At 58.9% G+C, this 23,191-nt stretch carries 20 protein-coding genes and 2 pseudogenes; 7 read left to right on the forward strand and 15 right to left on the reverse strand.

Going from position 1 to position 23,191, the window contains the following annotated elements; all coding sequences use genetic code 11:
- Positions 1 to 59: 59 nt before the first annotated feature.
- The 4 genes from K1567_RS05605 to K1567_RS05620 form a co-directional block, all read right to left on the reverse strand.
- Entirely contained in the window at positions 60 to 551 is a 492-nt protein-coding gene (locus K1567_RS05605; RefSeq protein ID WP_167417420.1) for a CinA family protein, read from the reverse strand.
- 64 nt (positions 552 to 615) lie between these two features.
- A complete protein-coding gene (locus K1567_RS05610; protein WP_034097307.1) occupies positions 616 to 1,059 on the reverse strand; it encodes a DUF421 domain-containing protein in 444 nt (147 codons plus the stop codon).
- 9 nt (positions 1,060 to 1,068) lie between these two features.
- A complete protein-coding gene (locus tag K1567_RS05615; protein ID WP_034097305.1) occupies positions 1,069 to 1,587 on the reverse strand; it encodes a hypothetical protein in 519 nt (172 codons plus the stop codon).
- Between the two features lie 7 nt (positions 1,588 to 1,594).
- Positions 1,595 to 1,816 (reverse strand): PLD nuclease N-terminal domain-containing protein, encoded by a 222-nt coding sequence (locus K1567_RS05620; protein WP_040267916.1) that lies wholly within the window; start codon positions 1,814 to 1,816, stop codon positions 1,595 to 1,597.
- Positions 1,817 to 2,160: 344 nt separating this feature from the next.
- Between K1567_RS05620 and K1567_RS05625 the strand changes: the two are divergent.
- A pseudogene (locus K1567_RS05625) lies at positions 2,161 to 2,313 on the forward strand (general stress protein); the annotation flags it as partial.
- 199 nt (positions 2,314 to 2,512) lie between these two features.
- Positions 2,513 to 2,699: pseudogene (locus tag K1567_RS05630) on the forward strand (general stress protein); the annotation flags it as partial.
- 112 nt (positions 2,700 to 2,811) lie between these two features.
- Here the strand turns inward: K1567_RS05630 and K1567_RS05635 are convergent.
- A complete protein-coding gene (locus K1567_RS05635; protein ID WP_099312869.1) occupies positions 2,812 to 3,387 on the reverse strand; it encodes a TetR family transcriptional regulator in 576 nt (191 codons plus the stop codon).
- Positions 3,388 to 3,523: 136 nt separating this feature from the next.
- Between K1567_RS05635 and K1567_RS05640 the strand changes: the two genes are divergently transcribed.
- Positions 3,524 to 4,312 carry an SDR family oxidoreductase gene (locus K1567_RS05640; protein ID WP_034097298.1) on the forward strand — a complete coding sequence of 263 codons (789 nt, stop codon included), beginning with the start codon at positions 3,524 to 3,526 and terminating at the stop codon, positions 4,310 to 4,312.
- A gap of 217 nt (positions 4,313 to 4,529) precedes the next feature.
- Here the strand turns inward: K1567_RS05640 and fabF are convergent, their stop codons facing one another.
- The 3 genes from fabF to K1567_RS05655 form a co-directional block, all read right to left on the reverse strand.
- On the reverse strand, positions 4,530 to 5,825 hold the full coding sequence (gene fabF, locus K1567_RS05645) for a beta-ketoacyl-ACP synthase II (RefSeq protein ID WP_220698241.1): 1,296 nt from the start codon (positions 5,823 to 5,825) through the stop codon (positions 4,530 to 4,532).
- A 96-nt stretch (positions 5,826 to 5,921) separates the two neighbouring features.
- Entirely contained in the window at positions 5,922 to 9,005 is a 3,084-nt protein-coding gene (locus K1567_RS05650; protein ID WP_034097293.1) for an efflux RND transporter permease subunit, read from the reverse strand.
- Positions 9,002 to 10,111 (reverse strand): efflux RND transporter periplasmic adaptor subunit, encoded by a 1,110-nt coding sequence (locus K1567_RS05655; RefSeq protein ID WP_034112946.1) that lies wholly within the window; start codon positions 10,109 to 10,111, stop codon positions 9,002 to 9,004. Before K1567_RS05655 ends, K1567_RS05650 begins: the two co-directional genes overlap by 4 nt.
- Positions 10,112 to 10,412: 301 nt before the next feature.
- Here K1567_RS05655 and K1567_RS05660 point away from each other — a divergent pair, with 301 nt between their 5' ends.
- Entirely contained in the window at positions 10,413 to 11,906 is a 1,494-nt protein-coding gene (locus K1567_RS05660) for an efflux transporter outer membrane subunit (RefSeq protein WP_220698242.1), read from the forward strand.
- A gap of 177 nt (positions 11,907 to 12,083) precedes the next feature.
- Here K1567_RS05660 and K1567_RS05665 read toward each other — a convergent pair whose 3' ends face one another.
- The 3 genes from K1567_RS05665 to K1567_RS05675 form a co-directional block, all read right to left on the reverse strand.
- Positions 12,084 to 12,704 (reverse strand): TetR/AcrR family transcriptional regulator, encoded by a 621-nt coding sequence (locus tag K1567_RS05665; RefSeq protein WP_034097289.1) that lies wholly within the window; start codon positions 12,702 to 12,704, stop codon positions 12,084 to 12,086.
- A 331-nt stretch (positions 12,705 to 13,035) separates the two neighbouring features.
- Positions 13,036 to 13,920: an SMP-30/gluconolactonase/LRE family protein gene (locus K1567_RS05670; protein WP_034097288.1), complete on the reverse strand. Its 885-nt coding sequence runs from the start codon at positions 13,918 to 13,920 to the stop codon at positions 13,036 to 13,038.
- A 2-nt stretch (positions 13,921 to 13,922) separates the two neighbouring features.
- The gene (locus K1567_RS05675; RefSeq protein WP_034097287.1) at positions 13,923 to 14,768 is read right to left on the reverse strand and encodes an SDR family NAD(P)-dependent oxidoreductase; all 846 of its coding nucleotides are present in this window, start codon (positions 14,766 to 14,768) and stop codon (positions 13,923 to 13,925) included.
- Positions 14,769 to 15,063: 295 nt separating this feature from the next.
- Here K1567_RS05675 and K1567_RS05680 point away from each other — a divergent pair, with 295 nt between their 5' ends.
- The 3 genes from K1567_RS05680 (at position 15,064) to K1567_RS05690 (ending at position 17,506) form a co-directional block, all read left to right on the forward strand.
- On the forward strand, positions 15,064 to 16,002 hold the full coding sequence (locus tag K1567_RS05680; protein ID WP_220698243.1) for a LysR family transcriptional regulator: 939 nt from the start codon (positions 15,064 to 15,066) through the stop codon (positions 16,000 to 16,002).
- Between the two features lie 51 nt (positions 16,003 to 16,053).
- On the forward strand, positions 16,054 to 16,455 hold the full coding sequence (locus K1567_RS27900; protein ID WP_220698244.1) for a hypothetical protein: 402 nt from the start codon (positions 16,054 to 16,056) through the stop codon (positions 16,453 to 16,455).
- A gap of 511 nt (positions 16,456 to 16,966) precedes the next feature.
- Positions 16,967 to 17,506, forward strand: coding sequence for an AAA family ATPase (locus K1567_RS05690; RefSeq protein ID WP_080758713.1), 540 nt, complete (start codon positions 16,967 to 16,969; stop codon positions 17,504 to 17,506).
- 213 nt (positions 17,507 to 17,719) lie between these two features.
- Here the strand turns inward: K1567_RS05690 and K1567_RS05695 are convergent, their stop codons facing one another.
- The 4 genes from K1567_RS05695 to K1567_RS05710 all read right to left on the reverse strand — a co-directional run bounded on the left by K1567_RS05695 (position 17,720) and on the right by K1567_RS05710 (position 23,190).
- On the reverse strand, positions 17,720 to 19,150 hold the full coding sequence (locus K1567_RS05695) for an IS1182 family transposase (protein ID WP_034097281.1): 1,431 nt from the start codon (positions 19,148 to 19,150) through the stop codon (positions 17,720 to 17,722).
- Positions 19,151 to 19,395: 245 nt separating this feature from the next.
- On the reverse strand, positions 19,396 to 19,824 hold the full coding sequence (locus K1567_RS05700) for a cupin domain-containing protein (RefSeq protein WP_034114465.1): 429 nt from the start codon (positions 19,822 to 19,824) through the stop codon (positions 19,396 to 19,398).
- Between the two features lie 99 nt (positions 19,825 to 19,923).
- Positions 19,924 to 22,308, reverse strand: a complete 2,385-nt coding sequence (locus K1567_RS05705) for a membrane-bound PQQ-dependent dehydrogenase, glucose/quinate/shikimate family (protein ID WP_052202187.1) — start codon at positions 22,306 to 22,308, stop codon at positions 19,924 to 19,926.
- Positions 22,309 to 22,425: 117 nt separating this feature from the next.
- Positions 22,426 to 23,190, reverse strand: a complete 765-nt coding sequence (locus tag K1567_RS05710) for an SDR family NAD(P)-dependent oxidoreductase (RefSeq protein WP_034097277.1) — start codon at positions 23,188 to 23,190, stop codon at positions 22,426 to 22,428.
- Position 23,191 lies beyond the last annotated feature (1 nt).

Genomic DNA, 23,191 nt, shown 5'->3' on the forward strand with positions numbered 1-23,191 from the left:
CCAGCGGGCAAGCTCTGCAGATGCAAAGCTTGCCCGCCAAGGCCGCAGCACTGCCGCGCCTAAGGGCCTACTGCCTCATCCAGAAAACGCACCACGCCTTTCAACGCGTATTCAGCGGCAAGCACCTGCACCTGTTCGCGCGAACCGATGAAGCGTTCCTTGCGGCTGAATACCTTGACCGCGCCGTTGAGGTGATAAGCCCAGGCAAAGCACACGGTGCCCGGTGGAATGCCGTCGATGCTGTCAGGCCCCAGCAGGCCGGTAGTGGCAACAGCCACCTGGGCAGGGCTGTCGCGTAAGGCGCCCTGGGCCATTTCGCGGGCCACTTCGCAGCTGGTGAGGTTGAACGTCTTGATGGTGTAGGCACTGACGCCCAATAAGCGTTGCTTGGCCTCCTCGGAATACACCACGTACCCGCACTCGATACATGCACCACTGCCCTCGACTTGGGACAGCAACGTAATGATCTTGCCGGCCGTGCACGACTCGGCGGTGGTGAGCAGCAAGCGGTGTTGTTTCAGGCAGTCAATGGTGGCTGCGGCGATGGACATGGTCTTTCCTCCTTGCAAAAGTCTTCGGCCCGCACACTGCGTGCGCTGATAGAGCTAGACGGCGTCACTCATAAGGAATCACGGAGATCTTGCCGTTGCGTTCAAGAATGGCGAAGCGGATCTGCCGCAGTTCGACGATGCCCTGGGCAGAGCGAGCGGCCTCCAATACATCCTCGGCATCCAGCCGGGCACGCTTGAGGCGTTCGGGCAGCAAACGGCCATGCTCCACCAGCACCGTTGGCCCGCCATCGAGTACCCGGGCCAACCAGGTGAACCGTTGTTTGATCAGGGACAACCCGATGTCGATGGCGATCAGTGTCGCAATCACCAACACCGCATTGGTCAGGGAAAAATCATCGCCCAACAAGGCTTGCTGGGTGGCCTCGCCGATGACCATCAGCAGCACCAGATCGAAGGTGGTGAGTTCGGCCAGGGAGCGCCGACCGGCAATTTTGAACAGCACCATCAGCACCAGGTAAATGGCGGCGGCGCGCAACACTGAATCCATGTGTACCCCCTAGGGATAAATGAACTGAGAAAATTGCAGCGCCGCCCCTGCGCCCAGCGCCACTTGAGTGTCGAAACGGCCTACGCCGTCACTGCGCAGATTCAGACGCAAAACTGCCTGGCCATCTGCGTCGCTGAGTACCCACAGCTTGACCCCCTGACCCGCCGCGCTGGCCTTGAGCGGTTGTGGTTGCAGCATCTCGACGTTGAACCCTTGGAGCAACTCGCCTTCGATGCGCGCCTCAAGCGCGGTGTTGGGTTGACCGCGTAAGTGGATCACCAGCGTGTCGGATGCACCGTTACGCAGGAAGCGTTGATACTCCACGCGCACCTGACTATCGGCACTGTGCACCTGGGCCTCACTGAGCGGCCCTTTTGAAAACAAGCCGCCCAAGGTCAACGCCACCAACAGCAGCAACCCGTACCAGCCCCAACGCTCGAAGCGCCAGACCTTGCGCTGAAGAGCCATGTCTTCGCGCACCGGGTCACGGCGACTGCACAGTTCGCCCTGAGGCTCTCCGCTCTCCATGTCGTTATCAACCTTTGCTGTGTTCGGGTGACGACGGCCCCTTGGTCACACCCCGCGGACCGGCAATGCTCCAGATAACCGCACCGACAAACGGCAGCAGGATCACCAATGCGGTCCATCCCAGCTTAGTGCGCGAGGTTTTGCTGCTGCGCCAGACGCTGTTGATGATCCACAGGTCGAGCAATACCAGAATGACGGCCACGCCTGCCCAGAAGTAAGTGGTTTGCATACGGCACCTCCTATTCAGTGATGCACATTTAGGCCCTGCACCGAGTGTAGAGGTTCACTCTAAATGCAAGCGAAGCGGCAACTAAGCGAAGCGGCATAACAGCTATCAGTTCAATATCAAAGACCACACCGACACATTAAAAACTTATACGAAGCGGCATTAAAAAGACCATTTTGTACAAGTTATTTTGAGCAACTACCGCTCATCGCCATTTTCAAAAATTCTTCAAACATTCCCGTCAGTGCCGTTATCGGAGTTAATGCCCGTTGTTGCGATGGGCACTCATATAACCAACCTTGATTAAATAGTGGAGATGCATCATGCCTACCAGCAATAAAAACCCTGGCAACTTCGCCAATGATCATGAACGCGCAGCCGAGGCCGGGCGTAAAGGCGGCCAGGCGTCCGGCGGCAACTTTGCCAACGACCGCGAAAAAGCCGCCCAAGCTGGCCGCAAAGGCGGACAGCACAGCCATGGCGGCGGCCGCACGTCGTAAGTTCGCCAGCACACGGGCGCGATACAAATGCAACTTTCGTGACGTTCTAAAGCTTGCCTATACATCAAGACTGAACAGCACGCTTAACCGATTAGCGTGCGCCAAAGGCAACTTCACTAATGAAAGCTGCATAACCTTTATAACCATGAGGTAAATGACAATGAGCACTCAGGATAAAAAAGGCCAAACAAGCGTTAACGAAGCGGGCAGCAAAGGCGGCCAACACAGTGGAGGGAACTTCAAGAACGATCCACAACGGGCCGCCGAAGCCGGCAGTAAAGGCGGCCAACACAGCGGTGGCAACTTTGCCAACGGCCGTGAAAAAGCCTCCCAAGCCGGACGTAAAGGAGGGGGAACGCAGCCACGGTGGCGGGCGCAGCAGTTGAGGCGCCAATGCAGGGGAGCCACGCCGCTCCCCTGTTTTTTTCTCTAAGCCTGTGTGCTGACGCCGGGCTCTAACGGCTCAGCACGCTGCAACAGCGCGCCTGGGGTTAGTCCTCAGGACTGCTCCTCGTCTTGGCGCCCTTGGATGTCTGCACGACACGCCGCCAGGATTTCATTGGCCAGTGCCGAGTCGTCCGGGCAGGCCCGTGACATGATCAACCCACCCAGCACCTGCGCCATCAACGCAAGGTTGGCGGCACGCGCCGCCGGGTCTTGTTCTTCACCGTCGGCTTTTGCCTCGTGCATCGCGCTCAGTTGGGCCTCGATGCCGGCGGCAAAGGCAGCGCGAACCTCGTCTTCCTTGCGTGCCGCGTCACTGCATAACGCCGCCAGGGTGCACCCCGTAGCGCGCTGATCGCGGTGTTCACGCGACAAGTAGAGGTTCACGAATGCTTCGGTCGACGCCCCCGCCGTGCGGGCGGCGGACTCTGCCAGGCCGCACGCCGACGCTTGCGCCATCAGGTCGGCCTTGGATTCGAAGTGTTTGTAGAACCCACCTTGGGTAAACCCTGCCGCTGCCATCAAGTCAGCGATGCCTACACCGTCATAACCACGCTCGCGAAACAGCGCGGACGCGGTTTGCACGATGTGCGCGCGATTGGCCTGGGCCTGTTGTTTAGAGACTTTCATCGTCCACCTGAAACTTATCCGTACAGGCCGCAAGCATACATTGATGTCGACCAACATCAAAACGTTGACTTTTTAGATTTCGGTCGTAATCATTAGTGCACTTTCCATCACTGCGGCATTCCTTAGGATACTCACCATGACTTCGCTCCCCGCTGTTCTGATCACTGGCGCCTCCTCCGGCATCGGTGCTACCTATGCCAAGCGCTTCGCCCGCCGTGGCCATGACCTGGTGTTGGTGGCGCGCGACAACGCGCGCCTGGAAACACTGGCTGCACAACTGCGCGAGGAAAACGGCGTGGCCGTGGAGGTGTTTCAGGCCGACTTGACACAGGCCGCCGACCTCGCTGCGCTGGAAACTCGTCTGCGAGAGGACGCCCGTATCGGCATCCTGATCAATAACGCAGGCATGGCGCAGTCCGGTGGCATCGTTGACCAGAGTGCCCAGGCGCTCGACCAATTGATCGCGCTGAACGTGGTGGCGCTGACGCGTCTGGCCGCCGCCGTGGCACCGCGCTTTGCGCAGACCGGCAGCGGTTCGATCATCAACCTGGGCTCGGTGGTGGGTTTTGCGCCTGAGTTCGGCATGTCGGTGTATGGCGCGACGAAGGCATTCGTCCTGTTCCTGTCCCAAGGGTTGACCGTGGAATTGGCCGCCAAGGGCGTGTACATCCAAGCCGTTCTGCCCGCCGCCACCCGCACCGAAATCTGGGAACGCGCCGGCATCGATATCAACGCACTGCCGGAAGTGATGGACGTGGATGAGCTGGTGGACGCGGCGCTGCTGGGGTTCGACCGCCGCGAGCCAGTGACCATCCCGCCGCTGCACGTCGAAGGTCGTTGGGACCAACTGGATCAGGCGCGCCAGGGGCTGCTCTCGGATATCCGCCAGGCGCGCGCCGCCGAGCGGTATCAGGCGCAGTCCTGAGCAAACGTCATTAGCCGCTCATTTCCTTCAATGGCATCGGGCCCAAGGCAGTTTTGAAAGCACTGGCCTTCAAACGCTACGGCAAAGCCCCGGATATTGGCTTTGAACAGGTGCTGAGCGGCTATGAGGGCGTGAAAAAGCCGCGGGGTGCTCAAACCCGACGGCCAGATCGCTTCGGCCCACTGGACAAAACCCTCGCCACGTCACGCCGCGTTCATTATTCAACCTCCGGCGCCCAGCGGCGAAACAGCACGCTGGCGTTCACACCGCCAAATCCGAACCCATTCGAGAGCGCATGGGTAATTGGCAACTGTCGCGAGTTCAGGGCGACCAGATCAAGGCCGTCGGCTGCCTCATCGGGATGATTGAGATTGAGCGTGGGTGGCACCACTTGGTCGCGAAGCGCTAGCACCGTAAACACCGCTTCAATACCTCCAGCTGCGCCAAGCAGATGCCCGGTGGCGGACTTCGTCGAACTGATCGCGACACTGGCGCCGCTCCCGAAAACCGAGCGAATCGCTGCCAACTCGCCTTTGTCGCCGACCTGGGTGGAGGTTGCATGCGCGTTGATGTGCTGAACGTCGGCGGGACTCACCGCCGCCTGGCGCAGCGCCTGCTCCATGGCGCGACGTGCGCCGCTGCCGTCCTCCGGACCGGCCGTCAGGTGATACGCGTCAGCGCTGGTGCCGTAGCCGACCAACTCCGCCAGGGGCTTGGCCCCACGCCTGAGGGCATGCTCCAGTGACTCGATCACCAATAAACCGGCACCTTCGGACATGACGAAGCCATCGCGATCACGATCGAACGGTCGCGAGGCTGCCTGCGGGTGCTCGGCAAACCCCGTGGATAGCGCGCGGGCCGCTGCGAAACAGCCTAGGGTCACACGGTCTATCGCCGCCTCGGTACCGCCGCATATCGCGATATCCGCCTCACCGGCTCTGATGATTCTGGCCGCGTCGCCGATGGCCTGTACCCCTGCGGCGCAGGCCGTGACGGGAGCGCCGAGCGGGCCTTTAAAGCCGTGACGGATGGAGACGTGCCCGGCCGCCATATTGGCGAGAAAGGACGGTGCAGTGAATGGCGACAGTCGGCGAGGACCACGCGCATCGGTGGTGCGGACTGCGTCGGCAATCGCGCCGAAGCCACCCACGCCCGACGCAATGATCGTGGCCGTCCGCACTTGGTCGGTGACCTCTGTTGGATGCCAGCCGGCCTGCTCCAGCGCTTCGTGCGCTGCCACCAATGCAAACTCGATGAAGCGATCCATCTTTTTGCGATCCTTGGCCGAGATGATGCGCTCCGGGTCGTAACCGGCGATGGCATCCTCTTCGAGAGACGGCACCTGGCCGCCCACTGCGATGCCCGTACCCTCAGTAATGTCGTCGGGCAGGTTGCGGATACCAGAACGCCCGGCCAGCAATCTCTTCCAGACTTCCTCTACTGCGCACCCCAAAGGCCCGACAATGCCGACGCCGGTGACCACGATTCGCTTTTGAGCTTCGAGATTACTCATTGAACCCTCTTCATTTTTTCAGTCGCCGCCCATGCTACAACGATGAGGTGCACGACGAGAGGACGGGATGGCGCCCCATCCACTGGGTTTGCTTACTTAATTCGCTGGCTCGGTTTGACCTGCATTGTCAGGACGGATCTTGAACCAAATGGCGTACATCGCCGGCAGGAATACCAGCGTCATAACGGTGCCGACTAACGTGCCTCCGATCAGCGTGTAGGCCAGGGTGCCCCAAAACACCGAATGGGTCAGCGGGATGAATGCCAGGATCGCCGCCATCGCCGTCAGCAGCACCGGACGAGCCCGCTGCACGGTGGCTTCGATGACGGCGTGAAATGGATCCAAGCCTTCCTGAGCGTTGTGATGGATCTGCCCAATTAAAATCAGCGTGTTACGCATCAGGATGCCCGACAGCGCGATGAGACCAACCAGGGCGTTGATACCAAACGGTTGATGAAACATCAGCAGGGTCGGTACTACGCCAATCAGGCCCAACGGTGCGGTGAAAAACACCATGATCATTGCCGAGATCGAACGTACCTGAACGATGATGATCAGCAGCGTCAGGGCAATCATGATGGGTAGTAACGGCACTATCGCCTGGCCGGCCTTGCCCGACTCCTCGATTGCACCCGCTTGCTCGATCCGATAGCCGTTGGGAAGCGTGTCGATAATCGGCTGTAGTTGCTTGACGATCACACCCGACACATCAGGTGGCTGAAGACCTTCGTCAATATCGCCGCGCACGGTGATCGTCGGGGTACGGTCACGGCGCCGGAGAATGGGGTCTTCCATACGCACATCCACCTCTGCGACCTGGGACAGAGGGATACGCTGGCCCGCCGCGCCCACCACTGTAAACCCCTCGATCCGAGCCGGATCCAGGCGGATGTCACCCGCGGCGCGCCCCACCACCTGCACTGAACGAATGTCTTCACGAACCGCTGTGATCGGCACGCCGGTCAGCAAGAACTGCAACTGCTGGGCGACTGCGCTGGAGGTCAGCCCTACCGCCTGCAAGCGATCCTGATCCAAGCGCAAATGCAAAGTCGGTGTCAGTGGGCCCCAATCGCTATTGACCGTCCTCATCAACGGGCTCGCTTGCATGACCGCTTGTACGCGCCCGGCAATCTCGCGCAGCTTGGTCGGGTCAGGCCCCATCACTCGGTAAGCGACAGGGAAAGGTGAATACGGACCGAACACAATTTGCGTCGCCCTGACACGGGCCTCTGGGGCGAGCCCTGCAGCCACAGCCTCACGCAAACGAACCTTGAGGGTTTCGCGCGCTTCCTGACTGGCCGTGAGCACCACAATCTTGGCGAACGATGGGTCCGGCAGTTCGGGTGCCATCGCCAGGAAGAAGCGCGGCGCGCCCTGGCCAATGTAGGCGGTGATGACTTTTGCCTCTTCCTGCTGTTGCAGCCAAGCCTCGACTTTTGCCGCGGTGGCACTGGTCTGTTCGATGGAGGTTCCGTAGGGCATTTGCACCTCGACCATCACCTCGGGACGGTCCGACGTCGGGAAGAACTGCTTCTTCACCAGCCCCATGCCCAGAACGGCTACAACAAACAACGTAATAACCGTGCCAGCCACCAGCCACTTGAGGGCGATGACCCGTGTCAGGACCCGGCGGAAGCGGTTGTAGCGGGGAGTATTGTAGATAGCAGCATGCCCACCCTCGACCGGCTTGATCTCTGGCAACAACTTCACGCCCAGGTAAGGGGTGAAAGCCACTGCGACAATCCAGGACGCAATCAACGCAATGCCCACGATCCAGAACATATTGCTGGTGTATTCACCGGCAGTGGACTGGGCAAAACCGTTGGGCATGAAGCCAACCGCCGTTACCAGTGTGCCGGAGAGCATCGGCGCGGCCGTATGACTCCAGGCATACGCCGAGGCCTTGATGCGGTCGTAGCCCTCCTCCATTTTCACCACCATCATTTCGATAGCAATGATCGCGTCATCTACCAGCAACCCGAGCGCCAGGATCAATGACCCGAGGGTAATACGGTCGAAGTTCTTTCCGGTGGCCGCCATCACCACAAACACGATCGCCAGTGTCAATGGCACGGCAGCGGCGACCACCACGCCCACACGCCAGCCCATGCTGAGGAAGCAAACGAGCATCACCACCAGCAGCGCGACAAAAAACTTGACCATGAACTCGCCTACGGCCGAGTCGATGTTGACGGCTTGATCGGTGACCTTGGTCAGGGTCATGCCCAGTGGCATGTGCTCATTGATTTTGCGGGTCTCGGCGTCCAGCGCCTTGCCCAGATCCAGGCCGTTCCAACCTTCGCGCATGATGACCCCCAGCAGCAGGGCCTCTTCTGCGTTATTGCGCACCACAAAGGTGGCCGGGTCTTCATAACCACGCTCGACAGTCGCCACATCGGAAAGCTTGAGCGTGCGCCCCTGAGCCACAATCGGCGTATCGCGAATCTTCTCCAGCTTATCGAGGGCACCGTCCAGGCGCAGGAAGACTTGCGGCCCGTTGGTGTCGATCGAACCGGCCGGCGTCAGTACGTTCTGATCATTCAACGCGGCAAAGATCTCCTGAGGCGCAATGCCCAAAGTGGCCAACCGATCGTGGGAGAAAGACACAAAAATGCGCTCGGCCTGCTCGCCGATGATATTGACCTTCTTCACGCCCGGCACATGCAAGAGTTGCTGACGCAACGACTCCGCATCACGCACCAACAGGCGCTGCGGCTCGCCTTTGGCTTTGAGAGCGAACAGCGCGAACGTCACGTCCGAATACTCATCGTTGACCAATGGCCCGATCACACCCGCCGGTAGCTTGGTGGCCTCGTCGTCGAGTTTTTTGCGCGCCTGGTAAAACTCCTCCTGCACTTGCGACGGCGGCGTGCTGTCGAGCAGCGACACCATGGTGAAAGCGAGACCCGGCCGCGTGTAGGTTTCCGTGCGGTCGTACCATTTCAATTCCTGCAACCGCTTTTCAAGGGGCTCGGCTACCTGGTCCTGCATCTCCTGCGCGGTTGCGCCGGGCCACGCGGTAATGACTGTCAGCTGCTTGACCGTAAACGGCGGATCCTCCGCACGCCCCAGCTTGAAGAACGCCAGGGTGCCTGCCACCGCGATCAAAAAGATCAGAAATACCGTGATAGATCGCTCACGAACGGCGATCGCTGAAATATTGAAGCGGCCTTCGCTCATGGATGGCTCCCGGCAACGTTGGCTTGATCCTGCCCGGGCACTCGCACTTCTTCGCCATCGCGCAACAGATGGGCGCCTAACGCTACGATCTGCTCACCGACCTTGAGATCGCCTGCCACGCGCGCGGCATCGTCGCTCAACCCCAGCACTTGAACAGGGCGCCAAGAAACTTTTGCCGGTGAGCCGGCGATCACCCACACGCCTGTGCCTTTGCCTGGGTCATAAAGGGCCGCGATGGGCACTCGTAAAGCCTGCGCTTGCGCGGCGCCTTCTGCGATGCGCAGGGTAACCGTCGAACCTATCGGCGCATTGGTCAGCGCGCCCGCCAGCACGTACCGCGCCTCAAACGTGCGCGTGGCTTGGTCGGCAGAGTCGGAAAGCAGCCTCAGCTTCGCAGTCACTGCGTTGGCGGTATCTCCATAAAGCGTCGCTTGCGCAGTGGAACCTGGGGCAGGACGCAACGTCTCGGGCAGATGCACGATGGCTTCGCGCTGACCTGCGCGCGCCAGTCGAACCACAGGCTGCCCCGGGCTGACGACTTGCCCGGGCTCGGCGAGCGTCTCCACCACGACACCGTCGGAGTCGGCAAATAACACTGCGTAGCCTGAAGCATTGCGGGCAACGTCAGCCTGCGCTTCAGCGGCGCTAAGCTGCGCCTTTGCGGTATCTGCTGAGGCTTTGATCTGGTCATAGGCCGATGCAGAAATAGCGCCTGCGGCTACCAGGCTGCGGTATCGCGCCTCGTCATCGGCTGTCTGCTTGGCTCGGGCTTTGGCGGCGATGACCGACTCTTGCTGTGCTCGCGCCTGCAACCCGAGGTCGATAGGGTCAAGGCGCATAAGCGGCTGACCGCGTTTAACGCTCTGGCCGGTTTCGACCAACCGCTCAAGAATCTTGCCGGAAACCCGAAAGCCCAGATCGCTCTGCACGCGGGCCGCCACTACCCCTGTGAATGAGCGTGACGCCTCTGAGGCACCCTCAACCGTTCCGGGCCTTACCAGCGGAGCCTGCGTGCGCGGATCGTCAAGATTGGAGGAGTCACCACACGCCGTCAGGACGAGAGGCAACAAGCAGGCGGCAATGGGGAAAGGTCGGAGCCGGAGCATAGGTTCCCTTATTAAATAGAGAGAGCAGGAGCGCTATATTCAGACTGGTGACCATTGTTGTCAACAGTCACAAACCAAGAATCCAGCTGGACCTTAGCCGTGCAATGCCCCTTACGCGAAAGCTCTAGGTGCCCCTTCACTCAGACGGGATCGGTACAAGGCGACGTTTTGCAAGGGCTGCATGTGAGGCAGTCGAGGGTTATTTTCTAGCCATGCCTGAATTTAGCTCAGTGGCCTCAATTGACAGTTTGTGACCATAAAGTAATATGGTCACAAACATCTCGCGATTCAAGGAATCTCAATGCTCTCCCTGCGCCCCGCTGCTTTTCTGATAAGCGCCACCTTGATGACAGGCTGTGCGGTCGGCCCGGACTATCGCCGTCCAGACGCCCCGCTCCCGGACCGATACTGGGGCCAGTTTTCTGTCGGGCAGAGACCAGCGGCAACGCCTGCCAGTCTCGTCATCTGGTGGGAGAGTTTCGGGGACCCACTGCTCGCCGGCTTCGTCTCCAAGGCGCTTGAGCAGAACCTCGATCTGGCACAGGCCCAGGCGCGAGTCACGCAGGCGCGGGCCGGACTCAGCGCCGCCAATGCCGCTTTGGCGCCCTCAGCAAACATCAGCGCTCAGGCCGCACGCGCTTATCAATCCATCGAGACCCCACTCGGCCAGGTGTTGAACTCAACGCCTGGCTACGATCGGTATGGGAGTTCCTACGAGGCCGACCTCAATGCCAGTTGGGAAGTGGATATCTTTGGCGGCCTGCGACGCGGACGCGAGGCGGCGCTGGCCGAGTACCAGGCCAGCGAGGCAGGCGCCGCTGCCACACGATTGGCCATCGCCGCGCAGACCGCGGATACCTACATCACTATCCGTGGGCTGCAGGCTCGATTGGACATTGCGAATCGACAAGTCAAAACCCAGCAAGGACTGCTGGAGAAAGTCCAATTGCTCTATAGCAAAGGGCTTGCCGCCAGCTACGAGGTGCGTCAAACCGAGGGGGCGTTAGCCCAGGTCCAAGCCACGGTGCCGGTCCTGCAGGCCGGTCTGGATGCTGCCATGAACTCACTCGATGTCATGCTCGGCACGCCACCCGGTACTCACCGTACGCAACTTGCCATGGTCGGGAGCATTCCGGTGGCACCGCAGTTAAAGACCTTGGGAACCCCCGCCGATTTACTGCGGCGCAGGCCTGACCTCATCGTGGCCGAGCGCCGCCTTGCCGCCTCCAACGCACGCATCGGGGAAGCGATTGCCGAGTACTACCCGAAGTTCTCGCTGAGTGCGCTACTGGGGAGCGCGACGGCGGTGTCCGCAGGCAATCTTTTTTCCGGCGGCGCCAGTCAATCGGCTGGCGTACTGGGACTGCGCTGGAGACTTTTCGATTTCGGCCGCATCAACGCCCAAATCGACCAAGCCAAAGGACAGGAAGGCGAAGCCCTGGCCGCTTACCGTCAATCGGTGCTGCGCGCCACCGAGGACGTCGAGAACGCGCTCTCCTCGCTGGTCAATCGGGGCGCCCAAGCCACCACCCTAATGGGAGGCGAGACGTCTCTTACTCAAGCTCGCCAATCGTCGTTCATTGCTTATGAGAAAGGCACGGCGAGCTTGATGGACGTCCTGCACGCTGACGAGACCTTGCTTCAAGCTTCCGACGCTCGGGCACAGGCACAGACCGAATCGACACGCGCGGCCGTCGCCACGTTCAGGGCACTGGGCGGCGGCTGGCAGCCCTCGGATACCCAACTGACGAGTCGATATCCGCTCAGCGGAAGATCCGCCACCATGAGTCGTTGATTGCAACAGCGCTGCTTGAGGGCAATCTCTCAAGGACAGGTATGTGAGGTTTATTAACGTGACCACTTCCAAAAACAGTCACATTATTGGCAAGCGGACAGGCCCAGTTGGGCAGTGTTCGCCCACAGACTAAACGTTGATATCAGCGCAAAAAGATATACAGGGTTTGGCGTAGGCTCACGGCATCAAGCTACGCAGAATGAGATTGGAGGTGAGGACCGGAGCCACCTCGACAACATCAAGGTTGTACTGCAATAGCAACGGATTGACGAAAGGCCGTAGCGCCAGGTGGATTGCATCGACTGTTTCGTCCAACGGCGTTTTACGTTCAAACTCGCCGAGCTCTCGCCCTTCACGCACAATCTGCACGACAAAGCCCCTGATCAAGGCATCGTATTGCTGAGCGCAAGGCCAGTTTTCAGACGCTGCAAAAGCAGCGATGTCGTAGAGTTTTCGCTCACTGAAGAACAAATTCACACCGGTAGCCACCAGCGTTTTCAACAAGCGTCGTAAACGCTCGGTCGGCGTGAGGCCACCAACGTTAATTTCCTGCTCCACTGCCGCGATCATTTGCGCCAGGCAATTGGCACAGATAGCTTCACCAATCGCCTGCTTGGAATCAAAAAACTTGTAGATGTACGCCTTGGAAAACCCGATCGCCTTCGCCAGATCGGAAACCGTGGTTTTGCTATAGCCGTATTGACTGAAGTGCTGGTTGGCCGCTGCGACGATCTGGTTCCGGATTTCATGATCGGCAGGACCACGGATGCTCGTGGAAGCGATGGTTGTCTTATTCATGCGGCTAGCTTACGCACCCGAAATGCGCTTGACAACGAGTGACCAAATTATCCTTTTGTCACTCAGACTTGCTCCATCGATATTACACAAACCCGCCCCACTCCCAAGCTTTCCAGAACCACGGTACTGAGCTTGTCTATCTGATCAGGTGGGCGGATGGAAGCGCATGGGTTGGGTAAACCTGATGGCTGACCAGGAATAGTCCGCCATCAAAGAAAAAAGCGCCGCGGAGCACGGCGCAATGGTGGGCCAGATTCGAGAAAAAGGTGATGGCGTTGATCGACTATTCAAGAATACCTGCTGGCCTGCCACGTCCTTGATGCCTGTGCGATTAAAGTTCCTTGAAACGGTGTCGCGGCCTTCCGGGCACTGGCAAACGGATGCTGTAGATATTGCCCGCCGCCGGATAGTCCGCCTGCTCGGCCGCCGACATGCCGAACTTGGCGGTGGTGATGTACAAGGTGCGCATGTCCGGCCCGCCAAAGCAGCAACTGGTGGGGCGTGGCACCGGCATTGGCAAGGCCTGGAGCAGCACGCCATGGCGGTCGTACTGGAGCACGCAACTGCCGTTGAATTGGCAGACCCACAGGTTACCCTCGACATCCAGCGCCAGACCATCTGGCCGGCCAAGTTCAGCCGGTGTCTGGGCGAACACCAATACCTGTTCCAGGCCGTTTCCGTTCGCCGGATAACGGGCGCGATAGAGGGTACGGGCCACTGAGTCGACAAAAAACAACTCGCTGCCATCGCTCGACCACGCAAGTCCATTGGGCAGGCTGATGCCGTCCATTATGACCGAGGCGTTCAGGCCGGCGTCGTAGCGATAGAGCTTGCCCGTATTGCGGCTGTGACCTTCATCCATCAAACCGGTGATGAAGCGCCCCTGGGGGTCGCATGCACCATCATTGAAGCGATAGGACGACAGCGTAATGGCCAACTTTGAGTTGTGGGTGACCCGCAGACTTGTGCGGTCGAGGACGGCAACGCCGGCATCCTGGGTAAAAATCAGGTTGCCCTTGTCAGTCAAGGCCAGGGCGCCGATGCGCGCAGGCGACTCATACAGCCGCGTCAGGCGGCCATGTTGGTCCAGGGCATTGATCTGGCCGCCACTGATGTCGACAAACAGCAGGCACTGATGGGCTTCATCCCAGACCGGGCTTTCACCCAGATCGGCCTGGCACGCTGAAAACAGTTTGAGCTCTTCCTGAGCAGGCATATTCAATGCTCCTTAATTTGGTCCCAAAGCTGGGCAACTTGTTCGGCGCTGGTGGCCTTCACGCGGGCCAGATTGACGGGGTAGTCGACACCTGGGTTTTCGACAAACCGCGTCGCCGTAAATTGCCCATTGCTGGCACGCAGGACATAACCGGAGTCCTGGCAATGCTGCGACGCCAGAAACACCACGCCAGGCGTCACCCACTCTGGCTTGAGGTTCTCCGGTTCGCCCGTCACGCCCCACATGCGGGTCTTGGCCACTGGGGATACCGCATTGACGAGGATGCCCGCATCCGTGCCTTCCATGCTCAGCGCATTCATGATGCCCAGTTGCGCCATCTTGCCGGCGGCATACGCCACCAGGCCCGGTTGGGCATATTGCTGGTACATCGCGCGGTCGGATGACGTCAGCACGACCCGTGGGGCAGCAGACTGTTTGAGATGTTTCCAGGCATGTTTGCATAACCACACGGGGGTATAGATATTGATATCCACCGCGCGGTCGATGAATGTTGTATCGGCCTCTTCAATCGCCTGATAACCGACCCAACCGGCGTTGTGAATCAAGATATCGAGTTGGCCAAACGTCTGGATGGCCGTTGCCACCAATTGCTCGCAACCCTGTTCACTGGACAAGTCGCCATGATGCCCCACCACGTTGAAACCTTTGTCCCTGAGGGTTTGCGCAGCCTCCATGGCGATGGAGCCATCGCCCCCGGCGCCCAGCTTGTCTGCGCCGATATCACTGATCACGACATTGGCACCCAGCGTGGCTAGCACCTGCGCATAACTAAAACCGAGCCCTCGGCCAGCGCCCGTTACAACTGCCGTCTTTCCTGTAAAGTTCATTGGCTGTTTCCTCTTGAGTGCCACCTCACCTTAACAATGTATATTCTCTCTGTTTAATACTAACGGCGGCCCAAGTTGATACTTGGTTCGTATCAAGTTGATGCTCAACGCGAATGAACCCTTGGCGATTATTCGCCTGGATGCCCGTCTCAAAACTTCCCCACGGCGTTCAGGCTTGCTCGACAGCACTTGCAAGCTTTAGGTCCGAAGTTCAACTTACCCTGTCGAGCGCCTGTTTACAGGTAACATTGCCTCGCCCAGTCCACAGATCAGTTCAAATGAAGGACCAGAAGAAATGATCGAAACCCGCCTGCTACGTCAATTCATCGCCGTGGCTGAAGAGCTGCATTTCCACAGGGCCGCCATTCGCCTGCATATGGCCCAGCCCCCGTTGAGCCAAGCCATCCATCGACTGGAAGACAAACTGGGGTTCCGTCTGTTCACGCGCAATAAACGCGGGGTCAAGCTGACCCCCGCCGGCGGTGCGTTTCTGAACGCCGCCTACAGCACATTGAAGGAGTTGGAGCTGGGCATCGAACACGCACGCCAAGTATCCGAGGGTATTGCCGGCAAACTCACAGTGACTGCGGTGTCGATCGCCTACTATGAGTCGCTGCTCAGCACCCTGCGCCAGTTCCGCGAGACCTACCCCAAAGTCCAGTTGATCATCAAGGAGATGCCCTCTGCCAGCCAGGCCAAAGCTATTCTGTCCGGGGAAGCGGATATTGCCTTTATGCGCAAGTTGCCGATCTCGGCGGAAAACGTTGAGTCACGCCTGTTGCTCGACGAAGAGATCGTGATGGCGCTGCCCGCCCGTCACCCGAAGGCGAAGGAAGGTCCGATCGACTTGAGGGATTTCGCTGGGGAAGACTTCGTATTCACCCCCGAAGCCCTGGGCACCGGCTATCACAGCCAGTTGATCGCCTTGTGTGAGGCCGCCGGTTTTTACCCCAAGGTGATGCAGGAGGCCGCGCAGATCCATACCTTGATCGGCTTGGTAGCCTGCGGTTTTGGCGTTGCCCTGGTGCCTGAGTCGATTGCTAACACAATCATGCGCGACAAGGTCCTGTTCCGCCGGGTCTGCCCCGTGACCGCCTCCCCCAACCCGGCCATCGGTCTGTACATGAGCTGGAACACCCACAACGAATCACCGTTGATGGACAGCTTCATTTCCATGCTGGACTTCAATGCCGCTCCCCGGGTCGAGGGGATGAGCGCCGCCCAGATCAGTTAGAGCGCCAGCGGATCGATGAAGAGCGGCTGGTCATGCGTGATTCGGAGATCAATGCTTTATGGCATCACACTCGTTACGCAAGTTGTTGTCTTGAATGTTGCCGCAGCTTTGACCGTTGACTTTGGCATTGCAGTAAGCGCGTTGATCGTTGTCACTGATGTTGCCGCAGCTTTGACCGTTCATTTCCGCCGAGCACCTGGCCCGAAGGTCGTTGTCCCGGATATTGCCGCAGCTTTGACCGTTGACTTTGGCATTGCAGTAAGCGCGTTGATCGTTGTCACTGATGTTGCCGCAGCTTTGACCGTTCATTTCCGCCGAGCAACTGGCCCGAAGGTCGTTGTCCCGGATATTGCCGCAGCTTTGGCCATTGGTTTTGGCCTCGCAATAAGCGCGTTGATCGCTGTCACTGATGCTGCCGCAACTAGCATGAGCGTAGGTACTCAACATCAATAACATCGCAATGATGGCTCTCATCACTCTCTCCATGGGGTCTCAGGAAATAGCCTGACGCTGACTGATCCAAGATGATCTTGTTGCTGTAACGAGCAATCAAATTGACATCATTTTTTCGGGAAGTTCCATGAGGGGATGTGACTTTCGGGCGTACAGTTTTTATGTTTTCGGCGACACCTGAATCGCCCCTGGCTTCGTAGGCATGCGGAGTGACCGCTTTTGGCCGATTCTGTTGAAAACAGTCGGCTTCGAATTCCACGCCAGAAAAGTACGCGCCTGAGATTGAAATCTGAATTTTTGGCAGAAGGTTCAGTACTCGGAGCTCACGTAGCAGCGGGCAACAGAGGTGTTTTCATACATTAATATTCGAGTGTTTTGGGAAAACTGACTTTTTCAACACAATCGGCCAGAAGCTGCCTGTCATACTGACCGCTTTTTGTTGACCGAGATAGGTCTTGACGTAAAATCGCCGCCCCGGAAAAATCAGCTGGCATAGTGAGAAGGAGCTTCGATGCAACGGGTGATGATTGTTGGTCAACCTGGGTCAGGCAAAAGCACTTTGGCGCGTGAGCTTGGTCAGCGCACAGGTTTGCCGGTCATTCATATCGACACTATTCACTGGCAGCCAGGGTGGATCGAGCGAAGTCCGGACGAGAAGACACAGCTTTGTCTCGATGTTGAGGCCCGAGATTGTTGGATATTCGAAGGCGGCCATTCAGCCACTTGGGACAACCGGCTGGCCCGTGCAGACCTTTTGATATGGATTGATCGTTCGGCGACGCTTCGATTCTTACGCGTACTGCGCAGAACCCTGCTCCAACGCGGTCAGTCTCGGCCTGACTTGCCTGAGAACTGCCCCGAACTGCTGATGAACCTGCCGGAGTTTTTTAGATTCATGTGGCGGACGAAAAAATCAGCGCGAGAAAAGATGCGGCAACTTGTTGCAACAGCACCACCAGCTTGCCGCGTGGTTTGTCTGCGTTCTAATCGGGATACCTGCAATTTTCTCGCGAGCATTGAAAATTCGAACGTCCAGACTCCGCGAGATTGATCGACGGTTGCCTGATGCGATGCGGGACTACCGTTTACGAGTGGCTGCTATTGGCCCAGAGTGTGTAAAAACACTTCCGTATCGTGGATGCCTCAGCCCAGCGCAGCCAGGCGAGTCGATTGGCCACGTATTTGCCACGATCAGCATCGGTAACGCTCCGGAGCGCTTATGAAGCGTTTTAGCGCAACCTGGAGCAGCAAAAGCCGGAGGTTTTTACGCCGCTATTGCCTTCAACAAGCCTTCGGCACCGATGATTCTCATGACCCGCTTCATGTTGTAGGCGAGCACATTTAGACTCATCTCCGCGCTGACGCCGGCCAGCCTACGCGTGAGGAAATGCGTGGATCCCATCCATTGTTTGAGCGTCCCGAAGGGATGCTCAACAGTGCGCTTTCGGACTCGCATCATGTCCGGCGCCTGGTTCAGCCGGTTCTGCATTTCGTCTAGCACGGCTTCATGCTCCCAACGCCGCACTCGTCGCTGCTTGCTCGGCGTGCACTGAGTTTTCAGGGCGCAGCTTTGGCAGTTCGAACTCCAGTAGCAGTGCATGTTCAGGCCTTTCTCGACGCTGGAGAAACGCCAAATCAATGCCTCGCCAGCCGGGCAAAGGTATTCATTTTTAGCTGCGTTAAAAACGAAGGCATCTTTGTTGAAACGCCCGTCCGCTTTAGCTCCTGAAGTCATCGACTTGGGTACATAGGCGGTAATTTTTGCATCATGGCAGGCCAGGATTTCCTCGCTTTTGAAGTAGCCTCGATCAGCCACGACGGACAGCGTTTCTGAACCAATGGCTTCCCGCGCCTGCTTCGCCATCGAGCTGAGTTGGTCGCGGTCAGAGCCAACGTTCGTGACCTCGTGAGCAACGATCAAATGGTGCTGGGTATCGACCGCCGTCTGTACGTTGTAGCCGACGATGCCATTGCCACGCGTCATCATCGAGCGGGCATCGGGGTCGGTCAGTGAGACCTGTTTGTCTGGAGAGTCGTTGAGCTGAGACTCGATCACCTGAAGCTCTTTCATCTGAGCTTTGAGCTTGGCGATTTTCTCTTCCAGGCGCGTAGCGTCTGGCTCAGCGGCGCTTGGCACTTGCCGATCAGCTGCATCAAGGGAGGTCAGGTAACGGTTGATGCTCGACTCGATTTCTCCCATTCGCCGCTTCAGTTTGGCGCTGGTGAAATTGCGGTCGCGGTTGTTCACTGCCTTGAATTTGCTGCCGTCGATGGCCACCAGGTTTTCGCTAAACAACCCCAACTGCTGGCACAGCACAACGAACTGGCGGCACACGCCGCGAATGGCTTTGCTGTTGTCTTTTCGGAAGTTGGCGATGGTTTTGAAGTCGGGCATCAAGCGCCCGGTTAACCACATCAATTCGATGTTGCGCTGGGCTTCTCGCTCAAGACGTCGACTCGATTGGATGCGATTGAGGTAGCCGTAGATATAGATCTTCAGCAGGATCGCAGGGTGATACGCAGGTCTGCCGGTTTCGGCGGGAATGACGCCATCAAAACCCAACGAGGCCAAATCGAGTTCATCGACGAAGGCATCAACCACCCGTACCGGGTTGGAATCGCTGACGTAGTCGTCGAGCCTCTCGGGAAGTAAGGTGCTTTGCCCTCGGTGCTCACCCTGGATAAACCGTTTCATGGGCTTCCCTTGCGATGAAATTCTCAGAAATCATAGCAAGGGTATGTCCGGGCGTTTTTACACACTCTGGGCCAGAAGCGGTCATTTAAAAAAAGACGGCTTCTGGCTCAGCATTTCCACAGTAGGTTGCAAGGATCGGTCAGCGGTGAAGCAGCACTGCGTCCTGAATACCAAGGCTTAGCCAAATGGGCCCGAGTGCGATCAATCAGTGATCATGAATAAATGTTAAATAGCTGACCAACGCTTCAGTGGCTGTGGTCATGAGGCGCAACAGCAGGACCAACGCCATATTCCTCGTCCGTAACCTTTTCCAACCATTCAACGTTTTTGCCATTCAACGCTTCTTGCACCGCAATGTGAGTCATTGAGGTGGTGGCGGTTGCGCCGTGCCAATGTTTGTGGCCGGGCGGGCACCAGATGACGTCGCCTGCACGAATCTCGACGATGGGCTCGCCTTCGCACTGCGTCCAGCCGCAGCCGGCGGTGACGATCAGGGTCTGTCCGAGCGGGTGGGTGTGCCAGGCAGTGCGTGCCCCGGGTTCGAAGGTCACACTGGCAACGGACACTCGGGCCGGTTCCGGCGGGAAGTTCAGGGGGTCGATCCTCACAGTACCGGTGAACCACTCCTCCGGGCCTTTGATGGAGGGCTGCGAACCTGGGCGTTTGAGTTCCATGACTTTTCCTTTCGTTTCGGTGTTGGTTTTGAGGTGTGTATGCAGCGGTGACCTGGGTCAGGCCGCTGCAATGCCGACTGATATCAGCGATGTCCGCCATCAGGCCTGATCAGGCAGCGCGTATGCCACGATGTAGTCTCCTTTTTGCGTAGTGGCGGAGTTGCCGCCCGCGCTGATGAGCACGAATTGCCTGCCGGTCTTGGGCGAGACGTAGGTCATTGGCGTCGCCTCAGCGCCGACCGGCAAACGTCCCTTCCAGAGTTCTTTGCCCGTGCGCACATCGAAGGCGCGGATGTAGAAATCCTGAGTGCCGGCCATGAACACCAACCCTGTCGAGGTGGTGATCGGACCACCCCGAGTAGGCATACCGATTGGCATCGACAAATGGGTTGCAATACCCAACGGACCGGTTTGCTCGGTCGTACCCAAGGGCGTTGACCATGCAATCTTGCGCGTCGCCAGATCAATGGCCGTGAGAGTGCCATAAGGCGGTTCCTGGCATGGGATGCCCAGCGGCGAGAGGAAGCGACCTTGCTCGATACCCCACGGAGTGCCCGCCTGCGGCGCGTTGCCTTCATGGCCACCGCCACTGAGGGTTTTCTCGTCGTAGGCGGCGCGTGGAATCATGCGATTCCAGATGGCAACGCGGGTGTCGTTGACGATCATGTAGCCAAGGTTTTCAGCGATGGAAACCGAACCCCAGTTCATGCCTCCCAACCAGCTCGGATACTGAATCGTCAGGCGCTCGCTCGGAGGCGTGAATTCACCCTCATAGCGCGCCTTGCGAAAATCGATTCGGCAGATCAACTGATCCAGCGGCGTGAGACCCCACATGCGCTTTTCGCTCAGAGGCTCGGTGCCAATGGACGGCATGCCCACAGAGTATGGCTGCGTCGGTTCGGTACGATCGTCAGCCACGCCGCCCTGTGGAACCGGTCGTTCCTCGACCTGCGCTATCGGGGTGCCGGTGCGACGGTCAAGCATGAAAATCTGGCCGCGCTTGGTGGTCTGGATGAGCGCCGGGAGCATGCCGCCATGGCCATCCGGAACGTCATAAAGCGCTGGCTGCGAGGGTACGTCGTAGTCCCACAGATCATGATGAACGGTCTGGAAACGCCAGCGTTCGCGGCCGGTAGCAATGTCCAGCGCGACGATGGAAGAGGAATAGCGATCATCGGCTTCGGTGCGATGGCCGCCCCAAAAATCCGGGGTCGCGTTGCCGGTCGGCAGGTAGATCAAACCCAGCGCATCATCGAAGGCAGGTGTGGACCAGACATTCGGTGTGCCGGGGGTGTAGGTTTGACCTTCTGGCGGCTCACGCGTAATCGCCGGATTACCCAGATCCCAGGCCCAGGCGAGTTGCCCGGTTCGCGCATTGAACGCGCGGACTACGCCAGACGGTTCGCCGGTTTTCTGGTTGTCCCACACCAGCCCGCCGACAACGATCAGATCACGAACCACTGTGGGTGCCGCAGTCGGAAAATACAGATCCTGATCCTGGCCTCCCATGCCGATGCGCAAACTCACGCTGCCATGGTCGCCAAAGTCAGTACAGGCCTGCCCGGTCCGCGCATCCACTGCGACCAGTCGTGCATCGACGGTGGTGGCGATGATCCGTCGCGCACAGGCTTGCGGGCCAGCAGCCGTGACAGTGGCGGCCTGCTCAGGTGTCGCGTCGTAGTAACCCACGCCGCGACAGCGCGGGTAGGTGTTGTTGGCTTGCACCTTGGGATCGTGATGCCAGATCTCCTTGCCGGTGTCGGCGTCGAGCGCGAACAACTGACTGGACTGGGTGCAGCCGTAGACCATGCCGTTGACATGAAGCGGCGTCACGACATGGCCCTGGCTGCCTGCGGGAATTTCGCCTGTCCGGTAAGTCCACGCCACCTTCAGACCCGATACGTTCTGCGGTGTGATCTGGTCGACCACCGCATGGCGTGTGCCTGAAGGTGTGTGACCGAAATAGCGCCAGTCGGTCGCAGGCTCAACCGTTCCGACTGCCTTGCCCGGCACAGGCGCTGGCGTTCCGTCAGCCGTCTGGATAGGCTGCGGTTGCAGCGCCGTGTAAAAGGTTACGCCCAGACCAACCGCCACCACTGCCGCCGTAAGGTATGCCAGCGGTGCCGATGCGGGACGTCGGCGAGCCCGCAGATGCGGGGCCGCCAGCAGCACAAAAACCAACGCCACGCCCAACGCGAACAGCCGGGAAAACAGTGGCCAGAACGCCAGGCCCACATCCCACACCGACCAGACGACCGACGCGGCGAACACCAGCAGATACACCACCGCTCCCGGTAACCGCTGCCGTATCAAAAACAGGCCGCTGACAAACAGTCCCGCTCCCGCCAACGCGAAATACCACGACCCGCCCAGCACGACGAGATACCCGCCCCCCACAAGCAACGCCAAACCAACAAGTAAGACGACGATACCGAGGATGATCAGCAGTGCAGTTGTTAACCTGGAAGTGCTCAATGGCGGCATGGGTCTGGGTTCCTTTCAGATGATTTCAGGCGAAGCGTGGCCACGACTTCAACAAGGTTGAAATCTGAAATCCGGGGTTTTGTCGTTAGGCGTCAGGTGTATGCGGCTGCAATCACATCAGCGCATGATGAACCCGCCGTCCACGGAGATGGACTGGCCAGTGACATAGCTTGAAGTCGAACTGCTCAGCCAGAGCACGGCATCGGCAATCTCTTCAGGTTTTCCATGACGGCCCATCGGAATCATCCGGGTCATGCCAGCTAGCGCGTCACCCTGCCCCGCTGCGACCATCTGATCGGCCATCGGCGTCCATATCAGCCCTGGGCAGACCGCGTTAATGCGGATGTTGCGAGCGGCGTATTCCAGGGCCGCGCTCTTGGTCAGGCCGATCACGCCGTGCTTCGCCGCGTGATAGTTGGCACGCTCGGCACCACCCACCAGGCCACCCAAAGACGAGCAATTGACGATGGTGCCGCTGCCTTGGCGGCGCATGTGTTCCAATTCGAACTTCATGCAGCTCCAGACGCCGCGCAGGTTGACCGACATGACCTTGTCGTAGTCCTCGACCGTCGCATCGGCGATTTCCGCCAGCTTGTTCTGGATACCGGCGTTGTTGAACGCCGCGTCCAGACGGCCAAAAGTGGCGACGGCTGCCTTGACCATCGCTTCGACCTGATCCATGTCAGAGACGTCGCAACGAATACCGATGGCGCGATGACCTTCGGCGATCAAAGCCTCGGCAGCCGCCTGCGCGGCTTCGCCGTTGACGTCGGCCAATGCCACAGCGGCACCTGCACGGGCAAAGGCCTGCGCGGTCGCCAGACCGATACCGGACGCAGCGCCGGTGACCAGTGCGACCTGATTCTCGAATGAAAAGCTCATG

The organism is Pseudomonas sp. S5F11 (genome assembly GCF_019641515.1).
Taxonomy (GTDB): domain Bacteria; phylum Pseudomonadota; class Gammaproteobacteria; order Pseudomonadales; family Pseudomonadaceae; genus Aquipseudomonas; species Aquipseudomonas rhodesiae.